The sequence below is a fragment of the Pseudomonas orientalis genome, assembly GCF_001439815.1.
GTDB classification, from domain to species: domain Bacteria; phylum Pseudomonadota; class Gammaproteobacteria; order Pseudomonadales; family Pseudomonadaceae; genus Aquipseudomonas; species Aquipseudomonas orientalis.
Map to the genome: position 1 here is coordinate 42974 of NZ_JYLM01000014.1, position 26775 is coordinate 69748.

The following is a 26775-nucleotide window of genomic DNA, read 5'->3' on the forward strand; positions in this document are numbered from 1 at the left end:
GTTGTACTGGGGATAGCATCACTGCGGTATGTACCTGAGTCCCAGCCGCTTCATCGATAGTGACCTCCCTGCGGTGGGGGAGTTCGCCAAGAAACATCGCGGAACCCGCGCGGATATATATGACCAGGCAGTCAGTATTTGCTGCGTTGTGCGTGGGGCGGTGCGCCTGGCCGACTCAATTCCAGACATGCCGGGACATGCAGAGTGATTCAAGCCTCGTGTGAACCGGCGTATGCTGCGGCGTTCATCAAGCCATGTTCAACAACGATAAGGCGCGGTCATGCTGAAGATCTGGGGTCGTAAGAATTCGTCAAACGTCAGGAAAGCACTGTGGTGCGCCGAGGAACTCGGCCTGGACTATGAGGCAATTGATGCGGGCGGGGCCTTCGGTGTGGTCGACACCCCGCAATACCGAGCCTTGAACCCCAATGGCCGGGTGCCGATGATTGAAGATGGCGACTTTGTACTGTGGGAATCCAACACCATCGTGCGCTACCTGTGTGCCAAGCACGCGTCGGAATTTTACCCCAGTGACCTGCAAATCCGGGCCAGCGCCGAGAAGTGGATGGACTGGACCACGTCGACGCTCGCCGATCCGTTCAAAGCGGTATTCTGGGGCATCCTGCGTACAGCACCCGAACAGCGCAACTGGGACAGTATCAATGCCGGGCGCCAAGCCTGCATCGATGCGCTCAGTACCGTCGAACAGGCTCTGGCCGCGCAGCCCTACCTTTCCGGGCAGGCGTTCGGCATGGGTGATATCCCACTAGGCTGCTTTATCTACGCCTGGTTCGAGATGCCTATCGAACGCCCGGCAATGCCCAACCTGGAGGCCTGGTACCAGCGCCTGCAACAGCGTCCGGCCTACCGCAAGGCCGTGATGACCGCGTTGACCTGATAAACACTATTAATACGGGTGACTGTACTTGTGTGGCGCGGGCACGCACCATGCTCGCATCCCATCGCAGGTTGAACTACCTGTGGTGCGCCCTCATCTATTGTTTCTATTCTTTTCTTTGGTGCGTAATCCGATATGAGTTCCGCTCTGTCCATCCGGCAGCTAACCAAAACCTACGGCAACGGTTTCCAGGCCCTGAGTGGTATCGATCTGGACGTTGCCGAAGGTGACTTCTTCGCCTTGCTCGGCCCCAACGGTGCCGGCAAATCCACCACCATCGGTATCCTCTCGACCCTGGTCAACAAGACCAGCGGCACGGTGAATATCTTCGGCCATGACCTGGACAAATCCCCGGCGGCGCTCAAGCGCTCCATCGGCGTGGTGCCACAGGAATTCAACTTCAACCAGTTTGAAAAGACCTTCGACATCGTCGTGACCCAGGCCGGCTACTACGGCATCCCGATGAAAGTCGCCAAGGAGCGCGCCGAACAGTACCTGACCCAACTGGGCCTGTGGGACAAGCGCGATGTGCCTTCGCGTTCATTGTCCGGTGGCATGAAGCGCCGCTTGATGATCGCCCGCGCACTGGTGCATGAACCGCGCCTGCTGATCCTCGACGAACCCACCGCAGGCGTGGACATCGAGTTGCGTCGGTCGATGTGGACCTTTCTTACCGAGCTGAACGAGAAGGGCATCACCATCATCCTCACCACGCACTACCTCGAGGAAGCCGAACAGCTGTGCCGCAATATCGGCATCATCGACCACGGCACCATTGTCGAGAACACCAGCATGCGTAACCTGCTGGGCCAGTTGCATGTGGAAACCTTCCTGCTCGACCTGAAAAACAACCTGTCGGCGCCGCCGCAACTGCTGGGCTACCCGAGCCGCCTGGTGGACAGTCACACGCTGGAAGTCCAGGTCGACAAAGCCATGGGCATCACCGCGCTGTTCAGCCAACTGGCGACCCAGAACATCGAAGTGTCGAGCCTGCGTAACAAAACCAATCGCCTTGAGGAGTTGTTCGTGTCCCTGGTGGAGAAAAATCTGGCGAAGGTGGCGGTATGAGTTCCGAACTGCAACCCAACCTCGTCGCGCTGCAGACCATCGTCTACCGCGAAGTGAAGCGCTTTACCCGCATCTGGCCGCAGACCCTGCTGCCGCCGGCGATTACCATGGTCCTGTACTTCGTGATCTTCGGTAACCTGATCGGTCGGCAGATCGGCGACATGGGTGGCTTCACCTACATGGAGTACATCGTGCCGGGCCTGATCATGATGTCGGTGATCACCAACTCCTACGGCAACGTGGTATCGAGTTTCTTTGGCAGCAAGTTCCAGCGCTCCATTGAGGAACTGATGGTTTCACCGGTGTCGCCGCACACCATTCTGATCGGCTATACCCTGGGCGGCGTGCTGCGTGGCCTGATGGTGGGGGTGATCGTGACCTTGCTGTCGCTATTCTTCACCCACCTGCAAGTGCATCACCTGGGGGTCACCATTCTGGTGGTGGTACTGACGGCAACGATCTTTTCGCTGCTGGGCTTCATCAATGCCGTGTTTGCGCGCAACTTCGATGATATTTCGATCATCCCGACGTTTGTGCTGACGCCGCTGACCTACCTGGGCGGGGTGTTCTACTCCATCACGTTGCTGCCGCCGTTCTGGCAGACCGTGTCCCTGGCCAACCCGGTGCTGCACATGGTCAATGCCTTTCGCTACGGCATCCTGGGGGTGTCGGATATCAGGATCAGCGTGGCGATCACCTTCATGATCGTCGCCACTATTGTCTTGTATATCGGTTGTGCGCGGTTGCTGGTAAGCGGGCGTGGGATGCGTACGTAATACCGGTTAAACGCGGTTGAAAATGTGGGAGGGGGCTTGCCCCCGATAGCGGTGTGTCAGCCAGCTTATCTGCAGCTGACACACCGTCATCGGGGGCAAGCCCCCTCCCACATTTGCTTTGTGCAAGGCTTTAGTTTGTCAGTGCCAGATCGATCAGCGCATGCAGCTCTTCGACGCTCAGGGGCTGGGTCGAGAACAGAATGCGAAACACCGTGGGCGCCGCGAGCAGGTTGATCAAACGATCCACGCTGGGTACTGCCTGCTCCGGGTAACGGTCAACAATGATCTGCAACTGCCCGCTCAAGATGCTCACGCAGTACCCCGGCGTCAGGCTGCACTGCACGTCGCGCATCATGTGGCGCCCAGGCTCCGAACTCATTTCGTCCAGGTATTGCTCGGCCCAGGCCTGCAGGTCGCCGCGCAGGCTGCCGGTCGTGGCCGGTTCGGTGTCCGGGCGCATGCGCGCCAGGGCCACATCGGCCAGCAGCGCCGAGAGGTCGCCCCAGCGACGGTAAATCGTCGAGGGGGTGACGCCCGCGCGTGCCGCAATCATCGGTACGGTGATGTTTGCGCGTTCATGGGTGTGCAGCAATTCGCGGACGGCCGAATGCACGGATTCTTGTACCCGGGCACTACGGCCCCCCGGGCGAAGGCCTTCTTTGATCGCCATGGGTAAAACCTTAACACAAAGAATTTGCTTTAAGCGCCGGCGGGTAGCACACTCCGCAAAAGCAAAATATTAGCTTTAGCGGAGCGTGCCTATGCCCACCAAACCTATGCCAAGCAACCTGTCTCAACGGTCCAGCCTGACCTTCCTGGTGATCACCGTACTGACCTTTCTCGCCGCCTCCAGCGCGCCGACGCCGTTGTATCAGGTGTATCAGGACAACCTGCATTTTTCTGCGGCGATGCTGACGCTGATCTTTGGCGTGTATGCCGTGAGCCTGCTGGCGGCGCTGCTGACAGTGGGTTCGCTGTCGGATTACGTCGGGCGCAAGCCGGTGATTTTCGCCGCATTGATCCTGAATATCGTGGCGATGCTGTTATTCATCAACGCCGACAGCACCGCATACCTGATTGCTGCGCGGGCACTGCAAGGTTTCGCCACCGGGACGGCCACGGCAGTCTTGGGTGCCACCCTGCTCGACACCGATCGCCTGCGCGGCCCGATGCTCAACAGCCTCGCGCCGATGCTGGGCATGGCCAGTGGCGGCCTGGGCAGCGGTTTGCTAGTGGAATACGCACCCTGGCCGACCCAGTTGATCTACTTTGCCTTGCTCGGACTGATGGTGCTCCAGGCGATGTATGTCTGGCGCTTGCCGGAAACCGTCAGCCGAATCCCGGGAGCCTTGAAGTCCCTGGCGCCGACCCTGCATGTGCCGAAGCAGGCACGCCGCGCGCTGGGGTTGGCGATGCCGCTGAATGTGGCGGTATGGGCACTGGGAGGGTTCTTTTCATCCCTGGCGCCCTCCCTGGTACGGGCCGCGACGGGGTCGACGTCGCACCTGATCGGCGGTGGCCTGGTGGCGGTGATCACCCTCAGCGGGGCGGTGATGATCTACAGCCTGCGCGAGCACCCGGCGGACAAGGTCATGCGGCTGTCGGCGGCATTGCTGGCAGCGGGCGTAGCGCTGTTGCTGGTGGCTGTGCAAAGTGCCAGCTTGTGGCTGTTCTTCTTCGCCAGCGTGGTTGCAGGCCTGGGTTTCGGCGGCGGGTTCATGGGCAGTGTGCGCAGTATCGTGGGATTGGCCTTGCCCCATGAGCGAGCGGGATTAATGTCGGCGTTCTATGTCTTGAGCTACCTGGCGTTCTGCCTGCCGGCACTGCTGGCGGGCAACCTGAGCCGGGAATTCGGTCTGATTGCGACCACTGATGCCTACGGTGCGCTGCTTATACTGCTCGCCATCAGTGCCTTGGCCGGACTGCTGCTGCAGCGCGCGCCATCACCGCATATCTGTAAAACAGATAACAGTTAGAGATATTACCCGTTATATAGATATTCGATGCGCTTCTATGATGGCCTCAACCTCATGCGAGGAAGAGGATTGCCATCATGACCTGCTCGACAACCACCCGCTATAAACCCTTCAACCACCTGACCCGTCCCCGGGAAGTGATTCGCCAGTTCACCCCGAACTGGTTTGCCGCGACCATGGGCACCGGCGTGCTGGCGCTGGCCCTGGCGCAACTGCCGGTCAATGTGCACGGCTTGCATGCCGTCGCCGAAGGTCTGTGGATGTTTACCATCGGTCTGTTCATCTTGTTCAGCGCCCTGTACGGCGCACGCTGGGTGCTGTTTTTCCACGAGGCCCGCCGGATTTTCGGGCACTCCACAGTCTCGATGTTTTTCGGCACCATCCCCATGGGCCTGGCCACGATTCTCAATGGTTTGCTGCTGTTCGGCCTGCCGCGTTGGGGCAGCGATGTCATCCCCTTGGCCGAAGCTCTTTGGTGGACGGACGTATTGATGTCCCTGGCCTGCGGCGTACTGATCCCGTTCATGATGTTCACTCGCCAGGAACACAGCATCGACCAGATGACTGCGGTGTGGCTGCTCCCAGTGGTGGCCGCCGAAGTCGCCGCCGCCAGCGGTGGCCTGCTGGCGCCGCACCTGATCGATGCCCATGGGCAACTGGTGATGCTGGTGACCAGTTACGTACTCTGGGCGTTCTCCCTGCCGGTCGCCTTCAGCATCCTGACTATCCTGATGCTGCGCATGGCCCTGCACAAACTGCCCCACGCCAATATGGCGGCATCGAGCTGGCTGGCGCTGGGCCCCATCGGCACCGGTGCCCTGGGCATGTTGCTGCTGGGCGGCGATGCGCCCGCGATCTTCGCCGCCAATGGCCTGCCGGGTGTCGGCGAGATGGCCAACGGGCTCGGCCTGGTGGCGGGCATTACGCTGTGGGGCTTCGGCTTGTGGTGGATGTTGATGGCGGTGTTGATCACCCTGCGTTACCTGCGCGCCGGCATTCCATTCAACCTGGGTTGGTGGGGCTTTACCTTTCCGCTGGGGGTGTACGCGCTGGCCACGCTCAAGCTGGCGAGCCTGCTGCACCTGGGGTTCTTCAGCGTATTGGGCAGTGTGCTGGTGGCGGCGTTGGCGCTGATGTGGCTGATCGTGGCCAAGCGCACCGTGCAAGGTGCCTACAAAGGCGAGCTTTTTGTTTCGCCGTGCATTGCGGGGTTAGCGAATAAGTAAGCAGGATTAGGTAAAGTCGTGGCCTGACTGATAACAGGCCACGCAGGAACACGGACGATGAGCCACCCCTCACAATTCACCTTGCTGCGCACACGGCGTTTCCTGCCGTTTTTCATCACCCAACTCCTGGGCGCTTTCAACGACAACATCTTCAAGCAATCCTTGATTCTGGCGATTCTCTACAAGCTCAGCATCGAGGGCGACCGTTCCATCTGGGTCAACCTGTGTGCCTTGCTGTTCATCCTGCCGTTCTTCCTGTTCTCGGCGCTGGCCGGGCAGTTCGGCGAGAAATTCAACAAGGACGCGCTGATCCGTGCGATCAAGCTCGGAGAAATCCTGATCATGGCCGTGGGGGCCGCCGGCTTTCTGTTCAATCACCTGGAGTTGATGCTGTTGGCACTGTTCGCCATGGGCACCCACTCGGCGCTGTTCGGCCCGGTGAAGTATTCGATCATGCCCCAGGCCCTGCACGACGATGAGCTGGTCGGCGGCAACGGCCTGGTGGAAATGGGCACGTTCCTGGCAATTCTTGCCGGCACCATCGGCGCGGGGATCATGATGTCGTCCACCGATTACGCGCCGGTAGTGGCCGTGGCGATTGTCGGTGTGGCGGTGCTGGGGTATCTGGCCAGCCGCAGCATTCCACGGGCGGCGGCGTCCACGCCGCAACTGCGTCTGAATTGGAATATCTTCACCCAGTCCTGGGCGACGTTGCGCATGGGGCTGGGACAGACCCCGGCTGTATCGCGCTCGATCGTCGGCAACTCATGGTTCTGGTTCGTCGGCGCGATCTACCTGACGCAAATTCCGGCCTACGCCAAGGAATGGCTATATGGCGATGAAACCGTCGTGACCCTGATTCTCACCGTGTTCTCGGTGGGGATTGCCCTGGGCTCGATGCTCTGCGAAAAGCTCTCGGGACGTAAAGTGGAGATCGGCCTCGTGCCGTTCGGTTCGTTCGGGCTGACGGTGTTCGGTCTGCTGCTGTGGTGGCATTCCGGCGGCTTCGCGCAGAATGTCCAGGCCAACGATTGGCTCGCGGTGCTCGGCTACGGGCAAGCCTGGTGGGTGTTGTTCGATATCCTTGGCCTGGGCGTGTTCGGCGGCTTTTACATCGTGCCGCTGTACGCGCTGATCCAGTCGCGTACCGCCGAGAACGAGCGCGCGCGTGTGATCGCGGCCAACAACATTCTCAACGCATTGTTCATGGTGGTGTCGGCCATCGTGTCGATCCTGCTGCTGAGCGTGGCCAAGCTGTCGATCCCCGAGTTGTTCCTGGTGGTGTCGCTGCTCAACATCGCGGTCAATACCTACATCTTCAAAATCGTGCCCGAGTTCACCATGCGCTTCATGATCTGGCTGCTCAGCCATTCCATGTACCGCGTCGAGCATCGCAACCTGGAGCGGATTCCGGACGAAGGCGCGGCCTTGCTCGTTTGCAACCATGTGTCGTTTGTCGATGCGCTGCTGATTGGTGGCGCAGTGCGTCGGCCGATTCGTTTTGTCATGTACTACAAGATCTACCGCTTGCCGGTGCTCAACTTTATCTTCCGCACCGCCGGGGCGATCCCGATTGCGGGGCGTCACGAAGATATCCAGATCTACGAGAAAGCCTTCACGCGGATTGCCGAGTACCTGAAGGACGGTGAGCTGGTGTGCATCTTCCCGGAAGGCAAGTTGACCGGCGATGGCCAGATGAATGAGTTTCGTGGTGGCGTGACGCGTATTCTCGAAGAGACACCGGTGCCGGTGATTCCGCTGGCGTTGCAGGGGTTGTGGGGAAGTTTTTTCAGTCGCGATCCGAACAAGGGGTTCTTTCATCGGATCTGGTCGCGGGTGGTGCTGGTGGCGGGGGAGCCTGTTCGGGTAGAGGAGGCGACACCTGCGCAGTTGCAGGCTGTGGTCGGTGTTCTGCGGGGGAGTGTCAGGTAGTTCTGTGCTGGATGTAAGGGCCTCATCGGGGGCAAGCCCCCTCCCACCTTTTGATTTGTGAACCCATTCAAAATCTGGGAGGGGGCTTGCCCCCGATGGCGGTAGCGGCCTAAGCGCTGATCTTGAGCCCAATCAGCCCGCAAATAATCAACGCCACACTGGCCAACCGAAACAACGCCATGGATTCCCCAAACAGGATAATCCCGGCGATCACCGTACCCACGGCGCCCACTCCCGTCCATACGGCGTAGGCGGTGCCCAGCGGCAGTTCCTTTACCGCAAGACCCAGCAGGCCAAGGCTGATAGCCATGGCAGCGATAGTCAGTACGGTGGGCAGGGGCTTGCTGAAGCCGTCGGTGTACTTCAGGCCGACGGCCCAGCCGACTTCAAACAACCCGGCGAAAAACAGAATGATCCAGGACATGATGACCTCGCTTCTTCAGGCGGGGTCGTCCCCGGATTCAACGCGCGTTGGCGTCGCGGGGTCGTCCCCGCGAGCTGCCAAGAGTGCCGAACATGGGCCGGTCGATCAAGTGTGCGGGGCATTCTCCAACGCGCGGCGATCTTCCTTCTCGCTCATGCGTCGAAAGTAAGTCGACAGCAGTGCCCCGGAAATATTGTGCCAGACGCTGAACAGCGCGCTGGGTACCGCCGCCAGTGGCGAGAAGTGCGCACTGGCCAACGCGGCACCAAGACCGGAGTTCTGCATGCCCACTTCCAGCGCCAAGGATTTGCGTTGCGCCAATGGCAACTTGAACAGGCGCCCGGTGAAGTAGCCGAGCAGATAGCCGAAGCTGTTGTGCAGCATCACCACGGCCATGATCAACAGGCCCGACTCGGCGATCTTCGCCTGGCTGGCGGCGACCACGGCGGCGACGATGATCACGATGCTGACCACCGAGACCAGCGGCAGCACCTCGACCGCATGACGGACACGATTTCCCAGCAGGCGTTGCGCGAGTACGCCGAGCACGATCGGCAGCAACACCACTTGCAGGATCGACCAGAACAGCTCCATGAACGACACCGGCAGCCAGGCCGAAGCCAGCAGCCAGATCAACGCCGGGGTGAGCAGCGGGGCGAGGAGGGTGGTGACGGCGGCAATGGCCACTGACAGTGCCAGGTCGCCACGGGCCAGCCAGGTCATCACGTTGGATGACGTACCGCTTGGGCAGCAGCCCACCAGAATCACGCCGACGGCAATTTCCGGCGGCAGGTGAAAGACCTGGCACAACAACCACGCTACGCCGGGCATGATCACAAAATGCGCGACCACGCCCAGGGCAACGCGCCACGGATGGCGGGCGACCTCGGCGAAGTCTTCGAGTTTCAAGGTCAGGCCCATGCCGAACATCACCAGGCCCAGCAGGGGGACGATGGCGCTTTTCAGGCCGAGGAACCAGCTGGGTTGGAGAAATGCGACGACGGCAAAGATCAACACCCAGTAGGCGAAGGTATTGCCGACGAAGCGGCTCAGGGCGGCGAGTGCGCGCATGGGAGTGTCCTTTCTTGTTCGATTTTTTTGAATTGCCAATACGATCAAATGTGGGAGGGGGCTTGCTCCCGATAGCGGTGTATCAGCCAAACATCTATCAGCTGAACCACCGCCATCGGGGGCAAGCCCCCTCCCACATTTTGAGCTTCACATGGCTTAGATGCCTTGTGGCGTCTCTTCGTCGCCGAGTGCTTCGATCAACGCCGGCAGGAATTCGCCGAAGGTCAGCATCATCAGGGTAAAGCTGGCGTCCAGTTGGCCCAGGGCTTCGTCGCCGCCGTCCTGTTCGGCCTGGTCCTGCAGCAGGTCCTCGAACTTCAGGCGCTTGACGGTCATCTTGTCGTCGAGCATGAAGGACAGCTTGTCCTGCCAGGCCAGGGACAATTGGGTCACGACCTTGCCGGTGGTCAGGTGCAGCTGGATTTCTTCGCCGGTCAGGTCCTGGCGCTTGCAGCGCACGATCCCGCCGTCTTCATGGGTGTCGCGCAGCTCGCATTCGTCGAGCACGAAGAAGTCATCGGCCGGTTTCTGGGTGGTGACCCAGTCGGTCATGATCGCCGTCGGTGCGGTTTTGACGGTCAGTGGGCGAACGGGCAGGGTGCCGATCACTTCGCGCAGGGTGGAGAGCAGGTCTTCCGCGCGTTTCGGGCTGGCCGAGTTCACCAGGATCAGGCCCTGTTTCGGCGCGATGGCGGCGAAGGTCGACGAACGACGAATGAAGGCGCGTGGCAGGAAGGCCTGGATGATTTCATCCTTGATCTGGTCGCGTTCCTTTTTATAGACCTTGCGCATTTGCTCGGCCTCGATCTCCTCGACCTTCTCTTTGACTGCATCACGCACAACGCTGCCCGGCAGGATGCGTTCTTCCTTGCGCGCGGCGATCAGCAGGAAATCCCCGCTGACGTGGACCAGGGGTGCGTCTTCACCTTTACCAAAAGGCGCGACGAAACCGTAAGTGGTCAGTTCCTGGCTTGCGCACGGGCGCGCCAGTTTAGTGGCCATGGCCGCTTCCAACGCCTCGGCATCAACAGGCAGATCTTGGGTCAGGCGATAGATAAGCAGGTTCTTGAACCACATGGGGTGAGTCTCTCCTCTATACAAAGGGGGGCATTATTCTCTTGATCACGCCGCAGGCCAACCCTGCGTAAGCCATTGGAAGGGCTGAAAAAAAAGATTTAAGAAAGTGCTTGCCAGAGCTGGGAGCGCTCCGTAGAATGCGCGCCACACCGAAACGAAGGGTGATTAGCTCAGCTGGGAGAGCATCTGCCTTACAAGCAGAGGGTCGGCGGTTCGATCCCGTCATCACCCACCATTCGCTTCAAGTGTTACGCGCAGCGGTAGTTCAGTCGGTTAGAATACCGGCCTGTCACGCCGGGGGTCGCGGGTTCGAGTCCCGTCCGCTGCGCCATATTCGGTAACCTGGAACGCTGAACGCCATGTCACCACAGGAAGCCCGCTCATTGAGCGGGCTTTTTATTGTCCGAAATACGGAAAAAACTCGTGCGGTAAACTTTTTTTAAATAAAGTACATTTAAATCAAGACATTACGAATTTTTGATGTATGATGCGCCCACACCGAAACGAAGGGTGATTAGCTCAGCTGGGAGAGCATCTGCCTTACAAGCAGAGGGTCGGCGGTTCGATCCCGTCATCACCCACCATTCGCTTCATGTGTTACGCGCAGCGGTAGTTCAGTCGGTTAGAATACCGGCCTGTCACGCCGGGGGTCGCGGGTTCGAGTCCCGTCCGCTGCGCCATATTCGGCAACCTGGAACACTGAACGCCAGGTCACCAAAAGAAGCCCGCTCATTGAGCGGGCTTTTTCTTGCCTGCGATTTGCCGCGCTTGCTCAGCGCAGGCTCAGAAATCCGCCACCTTGCCCCACGCAGACGATTGAAAACGGTCCGGGTGATAGGGGCGCGGATCAACGATAGGCGCCATGCCGCTGACGATATCGGCAATCAAATGTCCGGCACCCGGGCCGATACCGAAGCCATGCCCGCTGAACCCCGCCGCCAATATCAGACCGGGCAGGCTGGCCATTTCGCCGATACCGGGGACGCCATCGGGCGTGCTGTCCACATAACCGGCCCAGGCCGCCTGAATCGAGGTTTCCTTCAGTGCCGGCACCAGTTCCACGGCACGCTTGTAGGTCAGCGCGACTGCCGAGGCGTCGGCGCGCGGGTCGAGAATTCGCATTTTTTCCATCGGCGTCGGCTGGTCCAGGCGCCAGCGCTTGAAGCTTTCGTGACCTGCGCGCCAGCCCTCCAGCCCGCCCGGCGCGAGGTTGCGCCAGCGACGTTGGAACATCGGCAGAAATTGCGTGGAGAAGCCCAGCAACTGCGGCGTAATGTCGACTCGCCCGCGCCCGCTGATCGCCAGGGTATAGCTGCCGTCGGCGCGGCGCGTCATGGAAGCGCCGGTGGTGTGTAAGGCACTGGGGATTTCCTCAAGGGGGGCCGACACCGAGAGCACCGTCTGGCGAATCGTCGCCTGGGGAAACCGGATGCCGTATTGACGACAGAACGAAGAGGCCCAGGCGCCTGCTGCAAGCACCGCGAGCCGGGTGCGGATCGTGCCTTTTTCCGTGACCACCGCCGACAGTCGACCGCCTTCGGTCTCGACCCCACGCACGGCGCACTCCTGATGTACCGTGCTGCCCAGGGCCATGATGGCGCGTGCGACTGCCGGCGCGGCGCGGGAAGGGTCCGCGGTACCGTCGGAGGGGGCAAAGACGCCGCCTTTCCACGGCTTGCCGGTGGCCCTGCCGCGCTCGGCGGCCTGTTCGGCGCTGAGCATATGCGTTTGCACGTTGACCGTTCGGGCAAACTCGCCCCAGCGCGCCCAGCCTTCCAGTTCCTTCTCATCGTTGCTCAGGTAAAGCAGGCCGCACCGCGTGAAGCCTGTCTGCTCGCCTGTCTGCGCAGCAAACTGCTCCCACAGTTCCAGGCTTTTGGTGGCCATCGGCAGCTCACGCGCATCGCGGTTCTGCTGACGGCACCAGCCCCAATTGCGGCTTGATTGCTCTGCGCCTATGCGGCCCTTCTCGACCAGGGCGACCTTCATGCCGCGCCTAGCCAGGAAGTAGGCGGTAAACGCGCCGATAATGCCGCCGCCGATCACCACCACGTCAGCGTCTGTCGGCAGGTCGGGGGAGGAGTGCACGGGAATCAAGGGTGCTGGCATGTACTGGGCTTCCGTATGGGTCATAGCAGTTATAGATGACAGGCTATTGCGGCCACAGCAGGCCGTGGACCTCGTCACAGGTCATTCGCCAAACCCGATAATGGCTTTGGTTTCCAGATATTCCTCGAACCCCTGCACGCCATATTCACGGCCATTGCCGGAGCGCTTGTAGCCGCCAAACGGTGCCATCGGGTTCCAGGCCGGGTGGTTCAGGTGCACCTGGCCTGCACGTATGCGTGAGGCCACTGCCCGCGCCAGTTGAAGGTCGCGGCCCTGCACATGGGCGCCGAGCCCGTAGACCGTGTCATTGGCAATCGCGACCGCCTGGTCCACGCTTTCATAGGCAAGGATGCACAGCACCGGGCCGAATATTTCTTCCTGGGCGATGCGCATGGCGCTGGCCACCTCGGAAAAAACCGTGGGTCGGGTATAGAAACCGGTGGCAAAACCCGCCACTCGCCCAGGTCCACCGCATACCAGCCTGGCACCTTCGTCGAGGCCGACCTGAATCATGGCCTGCACGCGATCGAACTGCGCTTGATTGGCAATCGGGCCCAGCTGGGTGTCTTGCGATTGCGGGTCGCCGACGATAAGTGCATTGGCGGTTGCCGCAGCCAGGGCTTCGACCTCGGCCAGGCGGTCTTTTGGCACGATCATTCGCGTCGGCGCACTGCACGACTGGCCGACGTTGCGAAACGCCGACATCACCCCCAGCGGCACAGCCTTGGCAAAATCAGCGTCGGGCAGCAGCACGTTCGGGGACTTGCCGCCCAGCTCCTGGGTGACACGCTTGACCGTCGGCGCGGCCGCTTGTGCAACCAGCGCGCCTGCTCGGTTGGAGCCGGTGATGGAAATCATGTCGATATCCGGATGTGCCGCCATGGCCGCACCCACCTCGGCGCCGCTGCCGTTCACCAGGTTGAACACGCCGGGCGGCAGGCCAGCATCATGGACCAGTTGGGCAAACAGCAGGGCGCTCAAGGGTGACAGTTCGCTGGGTTTCAACACCACGGTGCAGCCAGCGGCGATGGCCGGCGCCACTTTCGCGGTGATCTGGTACAGCGGCCAGTTCCACGGCGTGATCAGACCGCACACGCCGATTGGCTCGCGCTCGATGGCCGTGCCGCGTTCGACGGTCTGGAAGCGATAGCTGGACAGCACATCACGGGCGACCCGCACGTGTTCGGCCGCCAGCGGCACCTGCATCGCCCGTGCGAAGCCGATGGCCGCGCCCATTTCCAGGCAGAGCGCCTGCGCCAATTGCTCGGTGCGCTCGAGGATCAGCGCGTGGATTTTTCCCAGCACCTGCGCTCTTGCAGCGACGGGGGTCGCAGACCAACCGGCAAACGCTGCGCGTGCGGCGGCGACGGCCCGCTCGACATCCTCGGCAGAGCCTCGCGCGACCTGGGCAACCACCTGCTCAGTGGCCGGATCGATCACCGGCAAACTGGCCGCAATCGCCGGGTGCACCCAGCGGCCGTCGATGTAAAACTGCTGGGACGTCTGCCGGTCAAGGCTGTCGCTGATCGCTGGGTATGTGGTCATTCAAATGGCTTCCTGGCGCGGTAATAGGCGCTGTGCACAGCTTGGTCCGACGCTTCACTAAGCTAGCAAAAGGTGTCAGTGGGAAAATGCCGTTATTCAACCCGGCAAGGGATAATCTGCTGAATCCGGCCGGCAGGCGGTGTGCCTCAGCTGATCGCTCGGGTCACCAGCGCAAACAGGCGCTGGTGACGTTTCCTGGAAGAGGCGCTGAAAGCCTGACGGCTTTATTGCACGGCGTAGACCTTGCGCACATACACCGTGCTGGTCCAGGCGCACGGCGCGCCTTTGGCCACGAACACCGTGTCCCCGGTATTGACCGTGACCTCGCCGCCCTCGTTGTCTTGCAGGGTGACGCTGCCTTCGAGCAGGTGCATCAATTCATGCAATGGGTGCGGGCGGCCGTGGCGGGCATAGGGCGTTGAATCCCAGATGCCGATGCGCAGCCCGGTAACCGCATCGTCGAACAGGTTGAGCGCGCGGCACTGTGGAGCGGGACCGATCAGAATTCCTGGGTCCGGTGCGGCGGACGGGTTGAGCGAGGTGTACGGTTCGAGCAGGGTCAGGCCGGCGCGGGTGGGGGCATCGGTCTGGTCGACAGCGCAGAACGCCCATTGGCTGCCCGCGCTCGCCTGCACCGTCAGGCGCGTGCCACGGCCGATCACGGCGCTGGCGCCGACACCCAATTGCAGCGTCTGTTGCGCACTGCTGAGTACGACGTGACCGGCGTGCACCACCAGGGTTTCGCTGTGGGGGAAGTCTTCGATCACGGCTTCGCCGCTCAAGCACACCCGACCTGCGGACACGCCATCGTCGCCCCGCCAGGCGAGCTCGCGACAGTCGCCGAAGGGGTCCTGCACGCTCGAAGCGCCGGTGCTGAAAACGCTGGCAACGCGACTGCCGTCGGCGCGTGCCAACAGCAGGATACGGGGAGATGACATGGGCAATGCTCCGGTGGGAAAGTCAGCCGATCGCCTGGGTGATCAAGGCAAAGGGATATACGCCCTGGCTGGGCTGGGGCGGTGTGCCCAGGGCCATCTGCGCGACGCTGTCGACGCGCTTGAGGCCGGCGTCTTCCAGCCAGTCGCCGAGGCCGCAAGCCAGGGGAATGTCGATGCGTACAAAGGCGTCCGGCAGACGGGCCAGCAATGTGCCGATCAGATGCCGGGCCTGCTCGATGTTTTCGGCCACCACCGGGCCGATGCAGTGCCCACGGCCAAACTGTCGTAGCAGCGCGAAGCCGCGCAGTTGGCCGCCGCGCTCGATACCTACGGCGTGCTCTACCGCAAGCTCGCGCAGCACGTCACGGCGGTCCAGCCCGCTGGCGGCCTTGGCGAGCGCGAGCAGGGCGGTGTGGTCACTGGCGTCCAGCGCGCGGCAGGTCTGGCCCTCGGCCAACTCCGGCAGTGCGGGTACCTGCACCTGGCCCTGATGTTGTTGCACATGACCAAACTCGACAAAGCCCTGGCTGGCATACAACGGCGCACCGGCAAGGGTTGCGTTGAGGATCGGCGTGCGCGAACCGCAGGCGGCAATGGCCTGTTCCATCAAGCGCCGGCCGATGCCCTGGCCCTGGTAGTCATCGCTGACGATCACCAGGCCGATGCTGGCGTAATCGCCTTGGGGGCAGGTGAAGGCGCTACCGATCAGCCGCTCGCCGTCCATCACCACTAAACCGTCGCTGACGCGCTGCAACATCGCCCAGTCTTCCAGACGATGGGGCCACTTGAGTTGCACCGACAGCGCGTGGGCGGCGGGCACGTCGCTCACGGTCATTGGGCGGTAGGTATAAGAAGGGTGTGGCAGGGCGGACATGGCGAGCCTCCATAGAGTGGTATTTTTCAGCGCGAGGAGGGTTGTATCCCACCTGGTTCAAAGGCTGACAAGAGGGGCGTGGATATTCGGTAGATTCCTTGGGCTGTGAGGGGGTGGGGCCACAGGTACTACTTTATTTTTGTGGGGTGGCGGCAGTAAATGCCATGGGGTCTTTCGGACTGGGCGGCGGCCTTGGCCGCCGCCCAGGATGGCATGCCGAACCCGGTTCAACTGTGGGAGCTTGCTCCCGTGACGGTGTTTCAGCCGACAGCTACCCAACTGATGCGCCTCGGTCCAAATGTGGGAGGGGGCTTGCCCCCGATAGCGGTAGATCAACCAACATCATTAGTTGCTGACAAACCGCCATCGGGGGCAAGCCCCCTCCCACCTTTTTGATCAGCAGACATAAGGGCAGAACCCCTAGCGGCCATTACCGCAGAAACGGATAGGTACTCAATACTTTCTGCCGCCCACACCCCCCATCCTTGAGCCCTGCTTCGCAAAAAGCCCACTTAAGGCGCATAAATACAGGCCCTGCCCAAGCCTGGCGCGCACCGCAAAGTCTGCTGAGCCCAGCCGTCAAAACGGTGGTTTGTATTGAGCGCAGGTCGTTTTAGACGGCATATGCTGAATTCACAGTGGTGTAATGAACCTGTGCTGCAACGAGGCCGACGCGCCGCCAGGGCAGTGAACGCTTGTCACATTCAACTGACTTCAGGACCGCACTCCATGAGCTTTCTTCGTCCCAAATACATCACGTTCGACTGCTACGGTACGCTGACCAACTTCCACATGGGTACCCTGACCCGCGAGCTGTTCGCAGACCGCATCAAGCCTGAACAGATGGACCAGTTCGTCAAGGATTTCTCGGCCTACCGTCTCGATCAGGTCATGGGTGACTGGCGCCCCTACGATGAAGTTCTCAAGACCGCCCTGGCCCGCACCTGCAAGCGTTGGGGGATCGACTACCGCGAGGAAGGCCAGCTGTATTACGACGCGGTGCCGACCTGGGGTCCCCACGCGGACGTGCCGGCGGGTCTGTCGAAGATTGCCGATAAGATCCCCCTGGTGATTTTCTCCAATGCCAGCGACAGCCAGATCATGTCCAACGTCGACAAGCTCGGCGCGCCGTTCCACAAGGTGTTCACCGCCGAGCAGGCCCAGGCCTACAAACCGCGCCTGGCGGCCTTCGAATTCATGCTCGACAACCTCGGCTGCGGTCCGGAAGACATCTTGCATGTGTCCTCGAGTTTTCGTTACGACCTGATGCCGGCCCATGACATGAAGATCAAACACAAGGCGTTCGTTGCCCGTGGCCATGAAGTCCCGGGCAATGCCTTCTACGGTTACCAGCAGATCCCCGATATCGGTGGGCTGCCGGCGCTGGTCGGTCTGTAACGCACACAAGGGGCACGACATGGGCAGCGAATCCTATTGGCTCGACACCGCACCGGCATTTACCGGTGCCCAGCAGGGCGATTTGCCCAAGCAGGTCGATGTGGCCGTGGTCGGTGGCGGCTTCACCGGCCTGGCGGCGGCGCGCGCGTTGGCGCTCAAGGGCGCCAGCGTGGTGGTGCTTGATGCCGGGCGGGTCATCGGCGAGGCTTCGGGGCGCAACGGCGGGCAGTGCAACACCGGGGTGGCCCAGGACTATGCCGCGCTCCACGCCAGCCTTGGCGCGGCCAGGGCGCGTGCCTATTACCAGGCGTACGAAAGCGCGGTGGGGACGGTGGTGTCGCTGGTCGAGCAGGAAGGGATTGCCTGTGACCTGGTGCGCAACGGCAAGCTCAAGCTGGCGGCCAAGCCACTGCACTACGAAGGCCTGGCGCGTACCTGCGAGCTGATCCGTCGCGAGGTGGATGCCGACGTCGAGTTGCTCGACGCCGAACAGACCCGCGCGGAAGTCAATTCGGCGCAGTTCCACGGCGGCCTGCTGCAGCGCAACGGCGTGCAGATGCACGTCGGCCGCTTCGGTGTGGGGCTGGCCGAAGCGGCGGCGCGGCGCGGCGCGATGATCCACGAGCACACTGCGGTCAAGGACTGGAAAGCCCAGGCCGGCGGTTACCAGGTCAACACCACCCGCGGCACGTTGCACGCGGGGCAAGTACTGCTGGCCACCGGTGCGTGCCAGCACGGCGACCTGGGCTGGTATCGCCGGCGCATCGTGCCGGTGGGCAGTTTTGTGATCGCCACCGAAGTCCTGCCCCAGACGCTGATCGACCAGTTGCTGCCCCGGCGCCGGGCTTATGTGACCAGCCGCATGATCGGCAATTACTTGCGCCTGACCCCGGACAACCGCCTGCTGTTCGGTGGGCGCGCGCGCTTTGCGATGTCCGACAGCGTCTCCGACGCCAAAAGCGGCAAGGTGCTGCAGGCCGCCATGCTCAAGATGTTCCCGCAGCTTGTCGGGGTCAGGATCGACTACTGCTGGGGCGGCCTGGTGGACATGACCTCCGACCGCCTGCCCCGCGCCGGCCAGCACGGCGGGGTGTTCCATTCCATGGGCTACAGCGGCCATGGCGTGCAAATGTCGGTGCACATGGGCCAGGTGATGGCCGAGGTCATGAGCGGCAATGCGGCGGCCAACCCCTGGCGCGAACTGCAATGGCCGGCAATTCCCGGGCATTTCGGCAAGCCCTGGTTCCTGCCCTTCGTGGGTGCCTACTATCGCTTGCAGGACTATCTGCACTGAGTGGCCGTTGTTGCGTCACCGTCGTTTGCGTTTCCAGGACGCTCCGGACATCCGTGAGCACTCGATTCTTCCGATTGATCGACAGGTAGCCTTGCTATGACTGACAACAAAAACACCCCCGAGCTCATCTCCGGCCAAGACAGCCTGCGCGTTTTCGAAAGCCTCAATCGCGGCATGTCGCGCCGCAACGCCTTGCAGATGCTCGGCGTGGCCGGGGTGGCCGCCGCCGGGGCGGGCAGCCTGTTCGGCGGCGCCGGCAGGTTGTTCGCCGATGAAGCGGCGGCGGTCGGCAAAGGCAAACCGGGCGGCAAGATCCGAGTGGCCGGCATGTCCAGCTCCACCGCCGATACCCTCGACCCGGCCAAGGGCGCGCTGTCCACCGACTACGTGCGCCACTTTATGTTCTACAACGGCCTGACCCGTTTCGATAAGCACCTGGTGCCGCAATTGGAGCTGGCCGAGCGCATCGACAACACCGACGCCACCCTGTGGACCATCGCCCTGCGCAAGGACGTGACCTTCCATAACGGCAAACCGCTGACCGCCGCCGATGTGGTGTTCTCCCTGGTCCGCCAGAAGGACCCGATCACCGGTTCCAAGGTCATGGCGCTGCTGGAGCAGTTCGCCGAGATCAAGGCCAGCGGGCCGAACGAAGTGCAGATCCGCCTCAGCGCGCCCAACGCCGAGCTGCCGTCGATCCTCGCCGTCTCGCACCTGCTGATCGTGCCCGAAGGCACCACCGACTTCAGCAAAGGCATCGGCACCGGGCCGTTCACCGTCGGCGAATTCAAGCCGGGTGTGCGCTCGATTGCCGTGCGCAACAAAAATTACTGGAAACCGGGCCTGCCGTACCTCGACGAAATCGAATTCATCGCCATCGGCGACGAGCCGTCGCGGGTCAATGCACTGCTGTCGGGCGACGTGCACATGATCAACGAAGTCAACCCGCGCTCCACCACGCGCATTGCCGCCAGTGCCAGACACCGCGTCGTCGATGCGCCGTCGGGCAACTACACGGACTTGATCATCCGCCAGGACCAGTTGCCCGGCAAAAGCCCGGAATTTACCCAGGCCATGAAGCTGCTGCTGGACCGCGAGCAGGTCAAGTCTGCGGTGTTCCGTGGCTTTGCCGTGGTCGGCAACGACCATCCGATCGCGCCCGGTTCGCGTTACTTCAACGCCGATTTGCCGCAGACGGTCTACGACCCGGAAAAAGCCAGGTTCCTGTTGAAAAAAGCCGGCATGGAAAGCATCACCATGCCGCTGATGGCCTCGCCGGCCGCGACCGGTTCGGTGGACATCGCCGTGCTGTTGCAGCAATCGGCCAAACAGGCCGGGCTCACCCTGAACGTGAACCGCCTGCCCAGTGACGGCTACTGGTCCAACCACTGGATGAAGCATCCGTTGAGCTTCGGCAACATCAACCCACGGCCGAATGCCGACGTGATGTTTTCGCAGTTCTTCCAGTCCAAGGCGCCGTGGAACGAGTCCGGCTGGCAGAACGAGCAGTTCGACCAGTTGCTGATGCTGGCCCGCGGCGAAACCGATGACGCCAAGCGCGCCAAAATGTACGCCGATATGCAGACCCTGGTGCATGACCACTGCGGTATCGGCGTACCGGTGTTCATCAGCAATATCGACGGCGTCGACCAACGCATCAAGGGCTATGACAGCAACCCGCTGGGCGGCTTCATGGGCTACATGTTCGCCGAGCAGGTGTGGCTGGACGCGTGAGGAGGGCGGTGCGATGAATAGCAAGACACTGTGGTTGATCGGCCGGCGCTTTGGCGCAGGGATCGTGACCTTGTTGATCGTGTCCATGGTCGTGTTCGCGATCACGGCGGTACTGCCGGGGGACGCGGCGCAACAAGCCCTCGGCCAGTTCGCCACCCCCGAACAGGTGGCGGCCCTGCGCCTGAAACTGGGGCTGGACCAGCCCGGTGTGTTGCGTTACCTGCACTGGTTGATGAGCCTGCTCAGCGGTGACATGGGCGTGTCGGTGTCCAATGCCATGCCGGTGGGTGAACTGATGGCAGGCCGGGTGCCCAACACCTTGATGCTGGCGGGCGCCACGGCGCTGGTCTCGGTGCCGGTGGCGCTGGTGCTCGGCATCGGCTCGGCAATGGGCCGGGGCGGGCGCATCGACAGTTGCCTGAGCTTTGTCACCCTGGCGATGGTCGCGGTACCGGAGTTTCTGGTGGCGACCCTGGCGGTGCTGATTTTTGCGGTCAACCTGGGGTGGCTGTCGGCGCTGTCCTATGCCAGTGATATCACCTCACCCCTGCAATTCATGCGCACCTACGCCTTGCCGGTGATGACCCTGTGTTGCGTGATCGTCGCGCAAATGGCACGCATGACCCGCGCCGCGGTGATCGACCAGCTCGACAGCCCCTACGTGGAAATGGCGCGTCTGAAGGGCGTCAGCCCGATCCGTATCGTGCTGCGCCATGCCTTGCCCAATGCCATCGGGCCGATTGCCAACGCCATTGCCCTGAGCCTGTCGTACCTGTTGGGTGGGGTGGTGATCGTCGAAACCATCTTCAACTATCCCGGCATCGCCAGCCTGATGGTCGATGCGGTGACCAACCGTGACATGGCGTTGGTGCAAGCCTGCACCATGTTGTTCTGCGCCGCCTACCTGAGCCTGGTGCTGCTGGCCGACCTGTGTGCAATCCTTTCCAACCCGAGGCTGCGAAACCAATGAACAACCTCATTGCGAAGTCCAAGCCGGTGTCTTCCGCCCTGGCGCTCGCCAAGGTGTCCAGTGGCCCGTCCTGGCTGGGGCTGCTGGGGGGCGCGGTGTGCGTCGCCTGGTTGCTGGTGGCGCTGTTCGGTCCATGGCTGGCGCCCCACCCGGTGGGTGAAGTGGTATCGGACAACATCTTCGAAGGTTTCAGCCTCGCGCACCCTTTCGGCACCGATTACCTGGGCCGCGACATGCTCAGCCGGGTATTGGTCGGCGCACGGTTCACCGTCGGGCTGGCACTGGTGGCGGCCCTCCTGGCCAGCTCGCTGGGTACCGGCTGTGCGTTGTTGTCGGTGGTCGCGCCCAAGTGGCTGGACGAAATCATCAGCCGCATCATGGACGCCTTCATTTCCATCCCGAGCAAAATGCTCGCGCTGATCATGGTTTCGGCATTCGGCTCATCGGTGACGCTGCTGATCTGCACGGCCGTGATCAGTTATATCCCCGGCTCGTTTCGTGTCGCGCGCAGCATGGCGGTCAATATCGAGGCCCTGGAATATGTGCAGGTCGCGCGTACCCGGGGCGAGCGCCGCCTGTACGTGGCGTGCATGGAGATCTTGCCGAACATGCTCAACCCGGTGTTGACCGACCTGGGCCTGCGTTTCGGCTACATCGTGCTGTTGCTCAGCGGCATGAGCTTTCTCGGCCTCGGCGTGCAACCGCCGGACGCGGACCTGGGCTCGCTGGTGCGGGAAAACATCGGCGGCCTTAACCAGGGCGCGCTGGCGATCATCATTCCGGCGCTGGCCATCGGCACGCTGACCATCGGTGTGAATCTGCTGATCGACTACCTGTCGTCCAGACGCAGCCGCCGCACGGGAGGCCATTGAAATGACCGAATTGATTCGCGTCCAGGACCTGCGCGTGGTCGCCTGTGGCGAGCGCGGCGAGGTCGAGATCGTCAAGGGTGTGAGCTTTGCCCTGGCCAAAGGAGAAGTGCTGGCGTTGATCGGTGAGTCCGGCTCGGGCAAGACCACCATCGCCCTGGCGCTGCTGGGCTATGCGCGGCGCGGCTGTCGCCTGGCCGGCGGGGTGGTGCGCGTCGGTGAGCACGACATGCTGGCCTTGAGCGAACAGCAACTGCAGGGCTTGCGTGGCAATCGCGTGTCTTATATCGCGCAAAGCGCCGCCGCCGCGTTCAATCCAGCCAAGAGACTCCTCGACCAAGTGGTGGAAGGCGCGCTGATCCATGGCCTCGGCAGTCGGGCCGAGCTGCGAGCCAAGGCCCTGGGACTGTTTCGCGACCTCGCGCTGCCGGACCCGGAACGCATCGGCCAGCGCTACCCGCACCAGGTCTCCGGCGGGCAACTGCAACGGGTGATGGCGGCCATGGCGCTGATCAGTGATCCATTGCTGGTGGTGCTTGACGAGCCGACCACCGCGTTGGACGTGACCACCCAGATCGACGTGCTGCGCGCGTTCAAACGCGTGGTGCGCGAGCGCGGCGCCACGGCAGTGTACGTGTCCCACGACCTGGCGGTGGTGGCGCAGATGGCCGACCAGATCGTGGTGCTCAATGGCGGCCAGATCCTCGAACAGAACGCCACCGCGCCGCTGCTCAAGGCCCCGGCCCATGAGTACACGCGCAGCCTGCTGGCCGCCGCGCGGCCGGATACGACCATTCGCCCGCCCAGCGGTATTGCCGAAGACACGCCGTTGCTGAGCATCAGCGGCCTCACCGCCGGTTACGGCAACAGGAACGTGCAGGGCATGCCGGCGATCCGCGTGCTGGAAGATATCGACCTCACCGTGCGCCGCGGCCAGGCCATCGGGGTGATCGGCGAGTCCGGCTCGGGCAAGTCGACCCTGGCGCGGGTGGTCGCCGGCCTGCTGTCGCCGGCGCTGGGCGGCTTGACCTTTGACGGGCAACCGTTGGGCGGCAGTCTGTCTGCGCGTACCCCGGAACAATTTCGGCGCATCCAGATGGTGTTCCAGAACGCCGATACCGCGCTCAATCCGATGCACAGTGTGGCGACCATTCTCGGGCGTCCCTTGAAGATGTATTTCGGCCTCAAAGGCCGTGCATTGGAGGCCCGTATCGGCGAATTGCTCGACCTGGTGCGCTTGCCACGCGACCTTGCCGAGCGACGTCCCAACGAGCTGTCCGGCGGGCAGAAGCAACGGGTCAACCTGGCGCGGGCGCTGGCGGCCAAACCCGACCTGATTCTGTGCGATGAAGTCACCTCGGCCCTCGACACCGTGGTGGGCGCGGCGATCCTCGAACTGCTGCGTGATTTGCGCCGGCAGTTGGGCGTGTCCTACCTGTTTATCAGCCATGACATCTCCACCGTGCGCGCGCTGTGCGATGACATTGTGGTGATGTACAGCGGCCACAAGGTGCAGGCCGGCAGTCGCCAGTCGTTTGCCGAGCCGCCGTTCCACCCGTACACCGACGTGTTGATCCATTCGGTGCCCGAACTGCGCCAGGGCTGGCTGGAGACCTGCGGCGCCGGTGGCGGCGAGCTGCCGCCGCTCGGCGCGCGGGCCAACGTGCCGCAACTGTGCACCTTTCTCAATCGCTGCCCGGTGCGCGTGGACGGCCTGTGCAACCGCACTGCGCCGCCGCGCCGCCGCCTCGACGATGGCGGCGAAATTCTCTGCCATCACGACAGCGCCCGGTTGCGCAACAGCCAACAGGGCGTGTCCGTCTTTCCTGCCGAGCCACGGAGCCAGGCCTCATGAGCCCCCGCGTACTGGATATCCTGAAAAAACTGATGGCGTTCGACACGGTGTCCTCCGAGTCGAACATGGCCTTGATCGAGTACGTGCGTGACCTGCTGCGGAGCCACGGTATCGAGTCGCTGATCGTCAAGGATCACAGTGGCAAAAAGGCCAACCTGTTCGCCAGCACCGGTCCCAGGGACCAGCCCGGCGTGCTGCTGTCCGGGCATACCGACGTGGTACCGGCGGCGGGGCAGGCGTGGAGCTTTCCCGCATTCGCCGCCACCGTGCAGGACGGGCGCATCTACGGGCGTGGCAGTTGCGACATGAAGGGTTTTATCGCCCTGGCCATCGACGCCATGCTCGACGCCGCCGGCCACACCTTGAGTCGCCCGTTGCAGTTGGCCTTGTCCCATGATGAGGAGATCGGTTGCGTCGGCGTGCGGCGCCTGCTCGATGTGCTGCACCTGGCGCCGGTGCGACCGTTTCTGTGTGTGATTGGTGAGCCGACCAACATGCAATTTGTGCTCGGGCACAAGGGCAAGGGCTCGTATCGCACCTACTGTCGTGGCCTGGAGGCGCATTCTTCACTGGCACCGCGTTCGGTCAATGCCATCCATGTGGCCTGCGATTTTATCGCCGCCCTGCGTGAGCACCAGCAGCATCTGCAACGCCACGGTGCCCAGGACACCGACTACGACGTGCCCTACAGCACCGTGCATGTGGGGCAGATTGTCGGCGGCAAGGCGCTCAATATCGTGCCGAATCTGTGCACCCTGGATTTCGAAGTGCGCAACCTGCCCGCTGACGATCTGGACCGGTTCCTGGAGCAGATGCGCGAGCGTGCCGAAGTGATCGTGCGTGAGGCACAAAAACTCTCCAGCGTGGCGGCCATCGAGATCGAAACCCTCAACGTCTACCCCGGCCTGGACACGCACCCGAGCGTCGAGGCGGTGCACTTCCTCAAGCAATTCGCCGCGCCGGACACCGGCACCGCCAAGGTTTCGTTCGGCACCGAAGGCGGTCTGTTCAAGCAGCGCCTGGACGTGCCGGTGGTGGTATGCGGGCCGGGCTCCATCGAGCAGGCGCACAAGCCGGATGAGTTTATCGAGATCAGCCAGATGGACGCCGGCGCGCAGTTTCTGCACGGGCTGCTGGGTTCATTGAAGGTGTAGCAGAGCCTGCCGTCCGGGCCTGAAATTCAGCATGGCACGCTGCTGGAACCGTGCTTTCGGCATCCTCCTGCGAGGCACCTCTCTAGACTGGAGCGTGTCTCGGATCAGGACTCGACCATGCTCACTACTCGCTTGCAAGACCCCAGCCTGCTGGCTGAACTCGCCTATGTGGATGGCCGGTGGGTCGCCGCCGACAGCGGCGCCACACTGGACATCCTTGACCCCGCCAGCGGCCGGTTGCTGGCCCGGGTGCCGGCCATGGCGGCGCTGGACACGCGCCGTGCCATCGTCGCCGCCGAACGCGCCTGGCCCGCCTGGCGCGCGCGCCCGGCCGCCGAACGCGCCGCGTTGCTGGAGCGTTGGTATCAGGCGATGCTCGACAACCTTGATGACCTCGCGCTGATCATGACGTTCGAACAGGGCAAGCCCCTCAATGAAGCCAAGGGCGAGGTGCGCTACGGCGCCGGGTTCGTCAAATGGTTTGCCGAAGAAGCGCGGCGGGTCTACGGCGAAACCATGCCGGCACCCAGCGGCGACCGCCGCCTGCTGACCCTCAAGCAGCCGGTGGGGGTGTGCGCCGCCATCACCCCGTGGAATTTCCCCAACGCGATGATCACCCGCAAGTGCGCACCGGCACTGGCCGCCGGGTGCCCGATCATTGTCAAACCCTCGGACCTCACGCCGTTGTCGGCCCTGGCCCTGGCCGTGCTGGCCGAGCGCGTGGGGATTCCCGCCGGTGTGTTCAATGTGATCACCGGGCTGCCCGCTGGTATCGGCGAGGAACTGACCGGTAACCCGGCAGTGCGCAAGATTTCCTTTACCGGCTCCACGGCGGTCGGCCGTCTGTTGATGCGCCAGAGTGCCGACCACATCAAGCGCCTGAGCCTGGAGCTGGGCGGCAACGCGCCGTTCGTGGTGTTCGATGACGCCGACCTGGAGCAGGCCGTGGCCGGGGTGATGCTCAGCAAATTTCGCAATGCCGGGCAAACCTGCGTCTGCGCCAATCGCATTCTGGTGCAGGCGGGCATCTACGAGCGGTTCGCGGCACGTCTGGTGCAAGAGGTGGCCAGGCTCAAGGTGGGCAACGGCCTGGAGGAGGGCGTCAGTATCGGGCCGTTGATCAACGTCGCTGCGGTGCACAAAGTCGCGCGGCATATCGAGGATGCCCTGGGCCACGGCGCGACGTTGCTGTGCGGCGCGGTGCCTAGCGGTGACAGCCAGTTCGTGCAGCCTACGGTGCTCGGCGACTGCCATGCCGGCATGCTGCTGGCCAATGAAGAGACCTTCGGCCCCGTAGCGCCGCTGATGCGCTTTGGCGATGAAGCCGAGGCGCTGGCCCTGGCCAATGCCACGCCGTACGGGCTGGGCGCCTACTATTTCACCCAGGACCTGCAGCGATCGTGGCGCTTCGGCGAAGCCCTGGAGTTCGGCATGGTCGGGCTCAACACCGGGATTATCTCCATGGAAGTTGCACCCTTTGGCGGCATCAAGCAGTCGGGCCTGGGGCGTGAGGGCAGCAAGTACGGCCTGGATGAGTACCTTGAGGTCAAGGCTTTCCACATTGGCGGGTTGAACTAGCGGGGCAGG

The 26775-nt window shown here is 62.6% G+C and carries 22 protein-coding genes, 4 tRNA genes and 1 pseudogene; 19 read left to right on the plus strand and 8 right to left on the minus strand.

What is annotated here, in order from left to right; genetic code table 11:
• Nucleotides 1-28: 28 nt before the first annotated feature.
• The 4 genes and pseudogenes from TU82_RS29300 to TU82_RS25370 form a co-directional block, all read left to right on the plus strand.
• A pseudogene (locus TU82_RS29300) lies at nt 29-166 on the plus strand (cysteine protease); the annotation flags it as partial.
• A gap of 114 nt (nt 167-280) precedes the next feature.
• On the plus strand, nt 281-898 hold the full coding sequence (locus tag TU82_RS25360; RefSeq protein WP_057725966.1) for a glutathione S-transferase family protein: 618 nt from the start codon (nt 281-283) through the stop codon (nt 896-898).
• A 135-nt stretch (nt 899-1033) separates the two neighbouring features.
• Nucleotides 1034-1966: an ABC transporter ATP-binding protein gene (locus tag TU82_RS25365; protein WP_057725967.1), complete on the plus strand. Its 933-nt coding sequence runs from the start codon at nt 1034-1036 to the stop codon at nt 1964-1966.
• On the plus strand, nt 1963-2742 hold the full coding sequence (locus tag TU82_RS25370) for an ABC transporter permease (protein ID WP_057725968.1): 780 nt from the start codon (nt 1963-1965) through the stop codon (nt 2740-2742). The genes TU82_RS25365 and TU82_RS25370 overlap by 4 nt, the downstream gene beginning before the upstream one ends.
• A 130-nt stretch (nt 2743-2872) precedes the next feature.
• Here TU82_RS25370 and TU82_RS25375 read toward each other — a convergent pair whose 3' ends face one another.
• Nucleotides 2873-3412: a TetR/AcrR family transcriptional regulator gene (locus TU82_RS25375; protein WP_057725969.1), complete on the minus strand. Its 540-nt coding sequence runs from the start codon at nt 3410-3412 to the stop codon at nt 2873-2875.
• A 106-nt stretch (nt 3413-3518) separates the two neighbouring features.
• Here TU82_RS25375 and TU82_RS25380 point away from each other — a divergent pair, with 106 nt between their 5' ends.
• From TU82_RS25380 to TU82_RS25390, 3 genes are all read left to right on the plus strand, one after another.
• Nucleotides 3519-4718, plus strand: a complete 1200-nt coding sequence (locus tag TU82_RS25380) for an MFS transporter (RefSeq protein ID WP_057726027.1) — start codon at nt 3519-3521, stop codon at nt 4716-4718.
• A 77-nt stretch (nt 4719-4795) separates the two neighbouring features.
• A complete protein-coding gene (locus TU82_RS25385) occupies nt 4796-5944 on the plus strand; it encodes a TDT family transporter (RefSeq protein ID WP_057725970.1) in 1149 nt (382 codons plus the stop codon).
• 57 nt (nt 5945-6001) lie between these two features.
• Nucleotides 6002-7876, plus strand: a complete 1875-nt coding sequence (locus TU82_RS25390; RefSeq protein WP_057725971.1) for an MFS transporter — start codon at nt 6002-6004, stop codon at nt 7874-7876.
• Between the two features lie 109 nt (nt 7877-7985).
• Here TU82_RS25390 and sugE read toward each other — a convergent pair whose 3' ends face one another.
• From sugE to rdgC, 3 genes are all read right to left on the minus strand, one after another.
• Complete coding sequence (gene sugE, locus TU82_RS25395; protein ID WP_057725972.1) at nt 7986-8300, minus strand: quaternary ammonium compound efflux SMR transporter SugE; 315 nt, start codon at nt 8298-8300, stop codon at nt 7986-7988.
• Between the two features lie 105 nt (nt 8301-8405).
• The gene (locus tag TU82_RS25400) at nt 8406-9371 is read right to left on the minus strand and encodes a bile acid:sodium symporter family protein (RefSeq protein ID WP_057725973.1); all 966 of its coding nucleotides are present in this window, start codon (nt 9369-9371) and stop codon (nt 8406-8408) included.
• A gap of 156 nt (nt 9372-9527) precedes the next feature.
• Nucleotides 9528-10448, minus strand: coding sequence for a recombination-associated protein RdgC (gene rdgC / locus TU82_RS25405; RefSeq protein WP_057725974.1), 921 nt, complete (start codon nt 10446-10448; stop codon nt 9528-9530).
• A gap of 159 nt (nt 10449-10607) precedes the next feature.
• Here rdgC and TU82_RS25410 point away from each other — a divergent pair.
• The 4 genes from TU82_RS25410 (at nt 10608) to TU82_RS25425 (ending at nt 11128) form a co-directional block, all read left to right on the plus strand.
• A tRNA-Val gene (locus TU82_RS25410) sits at nt 10608-10683 on the plus strand.
• A 19-nt stretch (nt 10684-10702) separates the two neighbouring features.
• Nucleotides 10703-10779: transfer RNA gene (locus tag TU82_RS25415), tRNA-Asp, on the plus strand.
• 177 nt (nt 10780-10956) lie between these two features.
• Nucleotides 10957-11032: transfer RNA gene (locus tag TU82_RS25420), tRNA-Val, on the plus strand.
• A 19-nt stretch (nt 11033-11051) separates the two neighbouring features.
• Nucleotides 11052-11128: transfer RNA gene (locus TU82_RS25425), tRNA-Asp, on the plus strand.
• 103 nt (nt 11129-11231) lie between these two features.
• On the opposite strand, the gene TU82_RS25430 is transcribed toward TU82_RS25425, so the two are convergent.
• From TU82_RS25430 to TU82_RS25445, 4 genes are all read right to left on the minus strand, one after another.
• Entirely contained in the window at nt 11232-12557 is a 1326-nt protein-coding gene (locus TU82_RS25430; RefSeq protein WP_057725975.1) for an NAD(P)/FAD-dependent oxidoreductase, read from the minus strand.
• An 81-nt stretch (nt 12558-12638) separates the two neighbouring features.
• Entirely contained in the window at nt 12639-14102 is a 1464-nt protein-coding gene (locus TU82_RS25435; RefSeq protein WP_057725976.1) for an aldehyde dehydrogenase family protein, read from the minus strand.
• Nucleotides 14103-14326: 224 nt separating this feature from the next.
• On the minus strand, nt 14327-15040 hold the full coding sequence (locus TU82_RS25440; protein ID WP_057725977.1) for a cupin domain-containing protein: 714 nt from the start codon (nt 15038-15040) through the stop codon (nt 14327-14329).
• Between the two features lie 22 nt (nt 15041-15062).
• Complete coding sequence (locus tag TU82_RS25445) at nt 15063-15914, minus strand: GNAT family N-acetyltransferase (RefSeq protein WP_057725978.1); 852 nt, start codon at nt 15912-15914, stop codon at nt 15063-15065.
• A 729-nt stretch (nt 15915-16643) separates the two neighbouring features.
• Between TU82_RS25445 and TU82_RS25450 the strand changes: the two genes are divergently transcribed.
• The 8 genes from TU82_RS25450 (at nt 16644) to TU82_RS25485 (ending at nt 26766) form a co-directional block, all read left to right on the plus strand.
• Nucleotides 16644-17312 carry a haloacid dehalogenase type II gene (locus TU82_RS25450; protein WP_057725979.1) on the plus strand — a complete coding sequence of 223 codons (669 nt, stop codon included), beginning with the start codon at nt 16644-16646 and terminating at the stop codon, nt 17310-17312.
• A gap of 19 nt (nt 17313-17331) precedes the next feature.
• On the plus strand, nt 17332-18606 hold the full coding sequence (locus TU82_RS25455; protein ID WP_057725980.1) for an NAD(P)/FAD-dependent oxidoreductase: 1275 nt from the start codon (nt 17332-17334) through the stop codon (nt 18604-18606).
• Nucleotides 18607-18702: 96 nt separating this feature from the next.
• Nucleotides 18703-20340, plus strand: a complete 1638-nt coding sequence (locus tag TU82_RS25460) for an ABC transporter substrate-binding protein (RefSeq protein ID WP_057725981.1) — start codon at nt 18703-18705, stop codon at nt 20338-20340.
• A gap of 13 nt (nt 20341-20353) precedes the next feature.
• A complete protein-coding gene (locus TU82_RS25465; protein ID WP_057725982.1) occupies nt 20354-21310 on the plus strand; it encodes an ABC transporter permease in 957 nt (318 codons plus the stop codon).
• Nucleotides 21307-22182: an ABC transporter permease gene (locus TU82_RS25470; RefSeq protein WP_057725983.1), complete on the plus strand. Its 876-nt coding sequence runs from the start codon at nt 21307-21309 to the stop codon at nt 22180-22182. Before TU82_RS25465 ends, TU82_RS25470 begins: the two co-directional genes overlap by 4 nt.
• Before the next feature lies 1 nt (nt 22183).
• Nucleotides 22184-24034: an ABC transporter ATP-binding protein gene (locus TU82_RS25475; RefSeq protein WP_057725984.1), complete on the plus strand. Its 1851-nt coding sequence runs from the start codon at nt 22184-22186 to the stop codon at nt 24032-24034.
• Nucleotides 24031-25188 (plus strand): acetylornithine deacetylase, encoded by a 1158-nt coding sequence (gene argE, locus TU82_RS25480; protein ID WP_057725985.1) that lies wholly within the window; start codon nt 24031-24033, stop codon nt 25186-25188. Before TU82_RS25475 ends, argE begins: the two co-directional genes overlap by 4 nt.
• A gap of 117 nt (nt 25189-25305) precedes the next feature.
• Nucleotides 25306-26766, plus strand: coding sequence for an NAD-dependent succinate-semialdehyde dehydrogenase (locus TU82_RS25485; RefSeq protein WP_057725986.1), 1461 nt, complete (start codon nt 25306-25308; stop codon nt 26764-26766).
• The last annotated feature ends 9 nt before the right edge of the window (nt 26767-26775 follow it).

What these genes read in the sequence shown, in the direction of transcription:
- TU82_RS25360 (WP_057725966.1), top strand. Translation starts at nt 281, where the DNA reads ATGCTGAAGATCTGGGGTCGTAAGAATTCGTCAAACGTCAGGAAAGCA.
- TU82_RS25370 (WP_057725968.1), top strand. Translation starts at nt 1,963, where the DNA reads ATGAGTTCCGAACTGCAACCCAACCTCGTCGCGCTGCAGACCATCGTC.
- TU82_RS25460 (WP_057725981.1), top strand. Translation starts at nt 18,703, where the DNA reads ATGACTGACAACAAAAACACCCCCGAGCTCATCTCCGGCCAAGACAGC.
- TU82_RS25450 (WP_057725979.1), top strand. Translation starts at nt 16,644, where the DNA reads ATGAGCTTTCTTCGTCCCAAATACATCACGTTCGACTGCTACGGTACG.
- TU82_RS25435 (WP_057725976.1), bottom strand. Translation starts at nt 14,102, where the DNA reads ATGACCACATACCCAGCGATCAGCGACAGCCTTGACCGGCAGACGTCC.
- TU82_RS25385 (WP_057725970.1), top strand. Translation starts at nt 4,796, where the DNA reads ATGACCTGCTCGACAACCACCCGCTATAAACCCTTCAACCACCTGACC.
- TU82_RS25465 (WP_057725982.1), top strand. Translation starts at nt 20,354, where the DNA reads ATGAATAGCAAGACACTGTGGTTGATCGGCCGGCGCTTTGGCGCAGGG.
- argE (WP_057725985.1), top strand. Translation starts at nt 24,031, where the DNA reads ATGAGCCCCCGCGTACTGGATATCCTGAAAAAACTGATGGCGTTCGAC.
- TU82_RS25475 (WP_057725984.1), top strand. Translation starts at nt 22,184, where the DNA reads ATGACCGAATTGATTCGCGTCCAGGACCTGCGCGTGGTCGCCTGTGGC.
- TU82_RS25400 (WP_057725973.1), bottom strand. Translation starts at nt 9,371, where the DNA reads ATGCGCGCACTCGCCGCCCTGAGCCGCTTCGTCGGCAATACCTTCGCC.
- TU82_RS25380 (WP_057726027.1), top strand. Translation starts at nt 3,519, where the DNA reads ATGCCAAGCAACCTGTCTCAACGGTCCAGCCTGACCTTCCTGGTGATC.
- TU82_RS25485 (WP_057725986.1), top strand. Translation starts at nt 25,306, where the DNA reads ATGCTCACTACTCGCTTGCAAGACCCCAGCCTGCTGGCTGAACTCGCC.
- TU82_RS25365 (WP_057725967.1), top strand. Translation starts at nt 1,034, where the DNA reads ATGAGTTCCGCTCTGTCCATCCGGCAGCTAACCAAAACCTACGGCAAC.
- TU82_RS25440 (WP_057725977.1), bottom strand. Translation starts at nt 15,040, where the DNA reads ATGTCATCTCCCCGTATCCTGCTGTTGGCACGCGCCGACGGCAGTCGC.
- TU82_RS25455 (WP_057725980.1), top strand. Translation starts at nt 17,332, where the DNA reads ATGGGCAGCGAATCCTATTGGCTCGACACCGCACCGGCATTTACCGGT.
- TU82_RS25375 (WP_057725969.1), bottom strand. Translation starts at nt 3,412, where the DNA reads ATGGCGATCAAAGAAGGCCTTCGCCCGGGGGGCCGTAGTGCCCGGGTA.
- rdgC (WP_057725974.1), bottom strand. Translation starts at nt 10,448, where the DNA reads ATGTGGTTCAAGAACCTGCTTATCTATCGCCTGACCCAAGATCTGCCT.
- TU82_RS25390 (WP_057725971.1), top strand. Translation starts at nt 6,002, where the DNA reads ATGAGCCACCCCTCACAATTCACCTTGCTGCGCACACGGCGTTTCCTG.
- TU82_RS25470 (WP_057725983.1), top strand. Translation starts at nt 21,307, where the DNA reads ATGAACAACCTCATTGCGAAGTCCAAGCCGGTGTCTTCCGCCCTGGCG.
- sugE (WP_057725972.1), bottom strand. Translation starts at nt 8,300, where the DNA reads ATGTCCTGGATCATTCTGTTTTTCGCCGGGTTGTTTGAAGTCGGCTGG.
- TU82_RS25430 (WP_057725975.1), bottom strand. Translation starts at nt 12,557, where the DNA reads ATGCCAGCACCCTTGATTCCCGTGCACTCCTCCCCCGACCTGCCGACA.
- TU82_RS25445 (WP_057725978.1), bottom strand. Translation starts at nt 15,914, where the DNA reads ATGTCCGCCCTGCCACACCCTTCTTATACCTACCGCCCAATGACCGTG.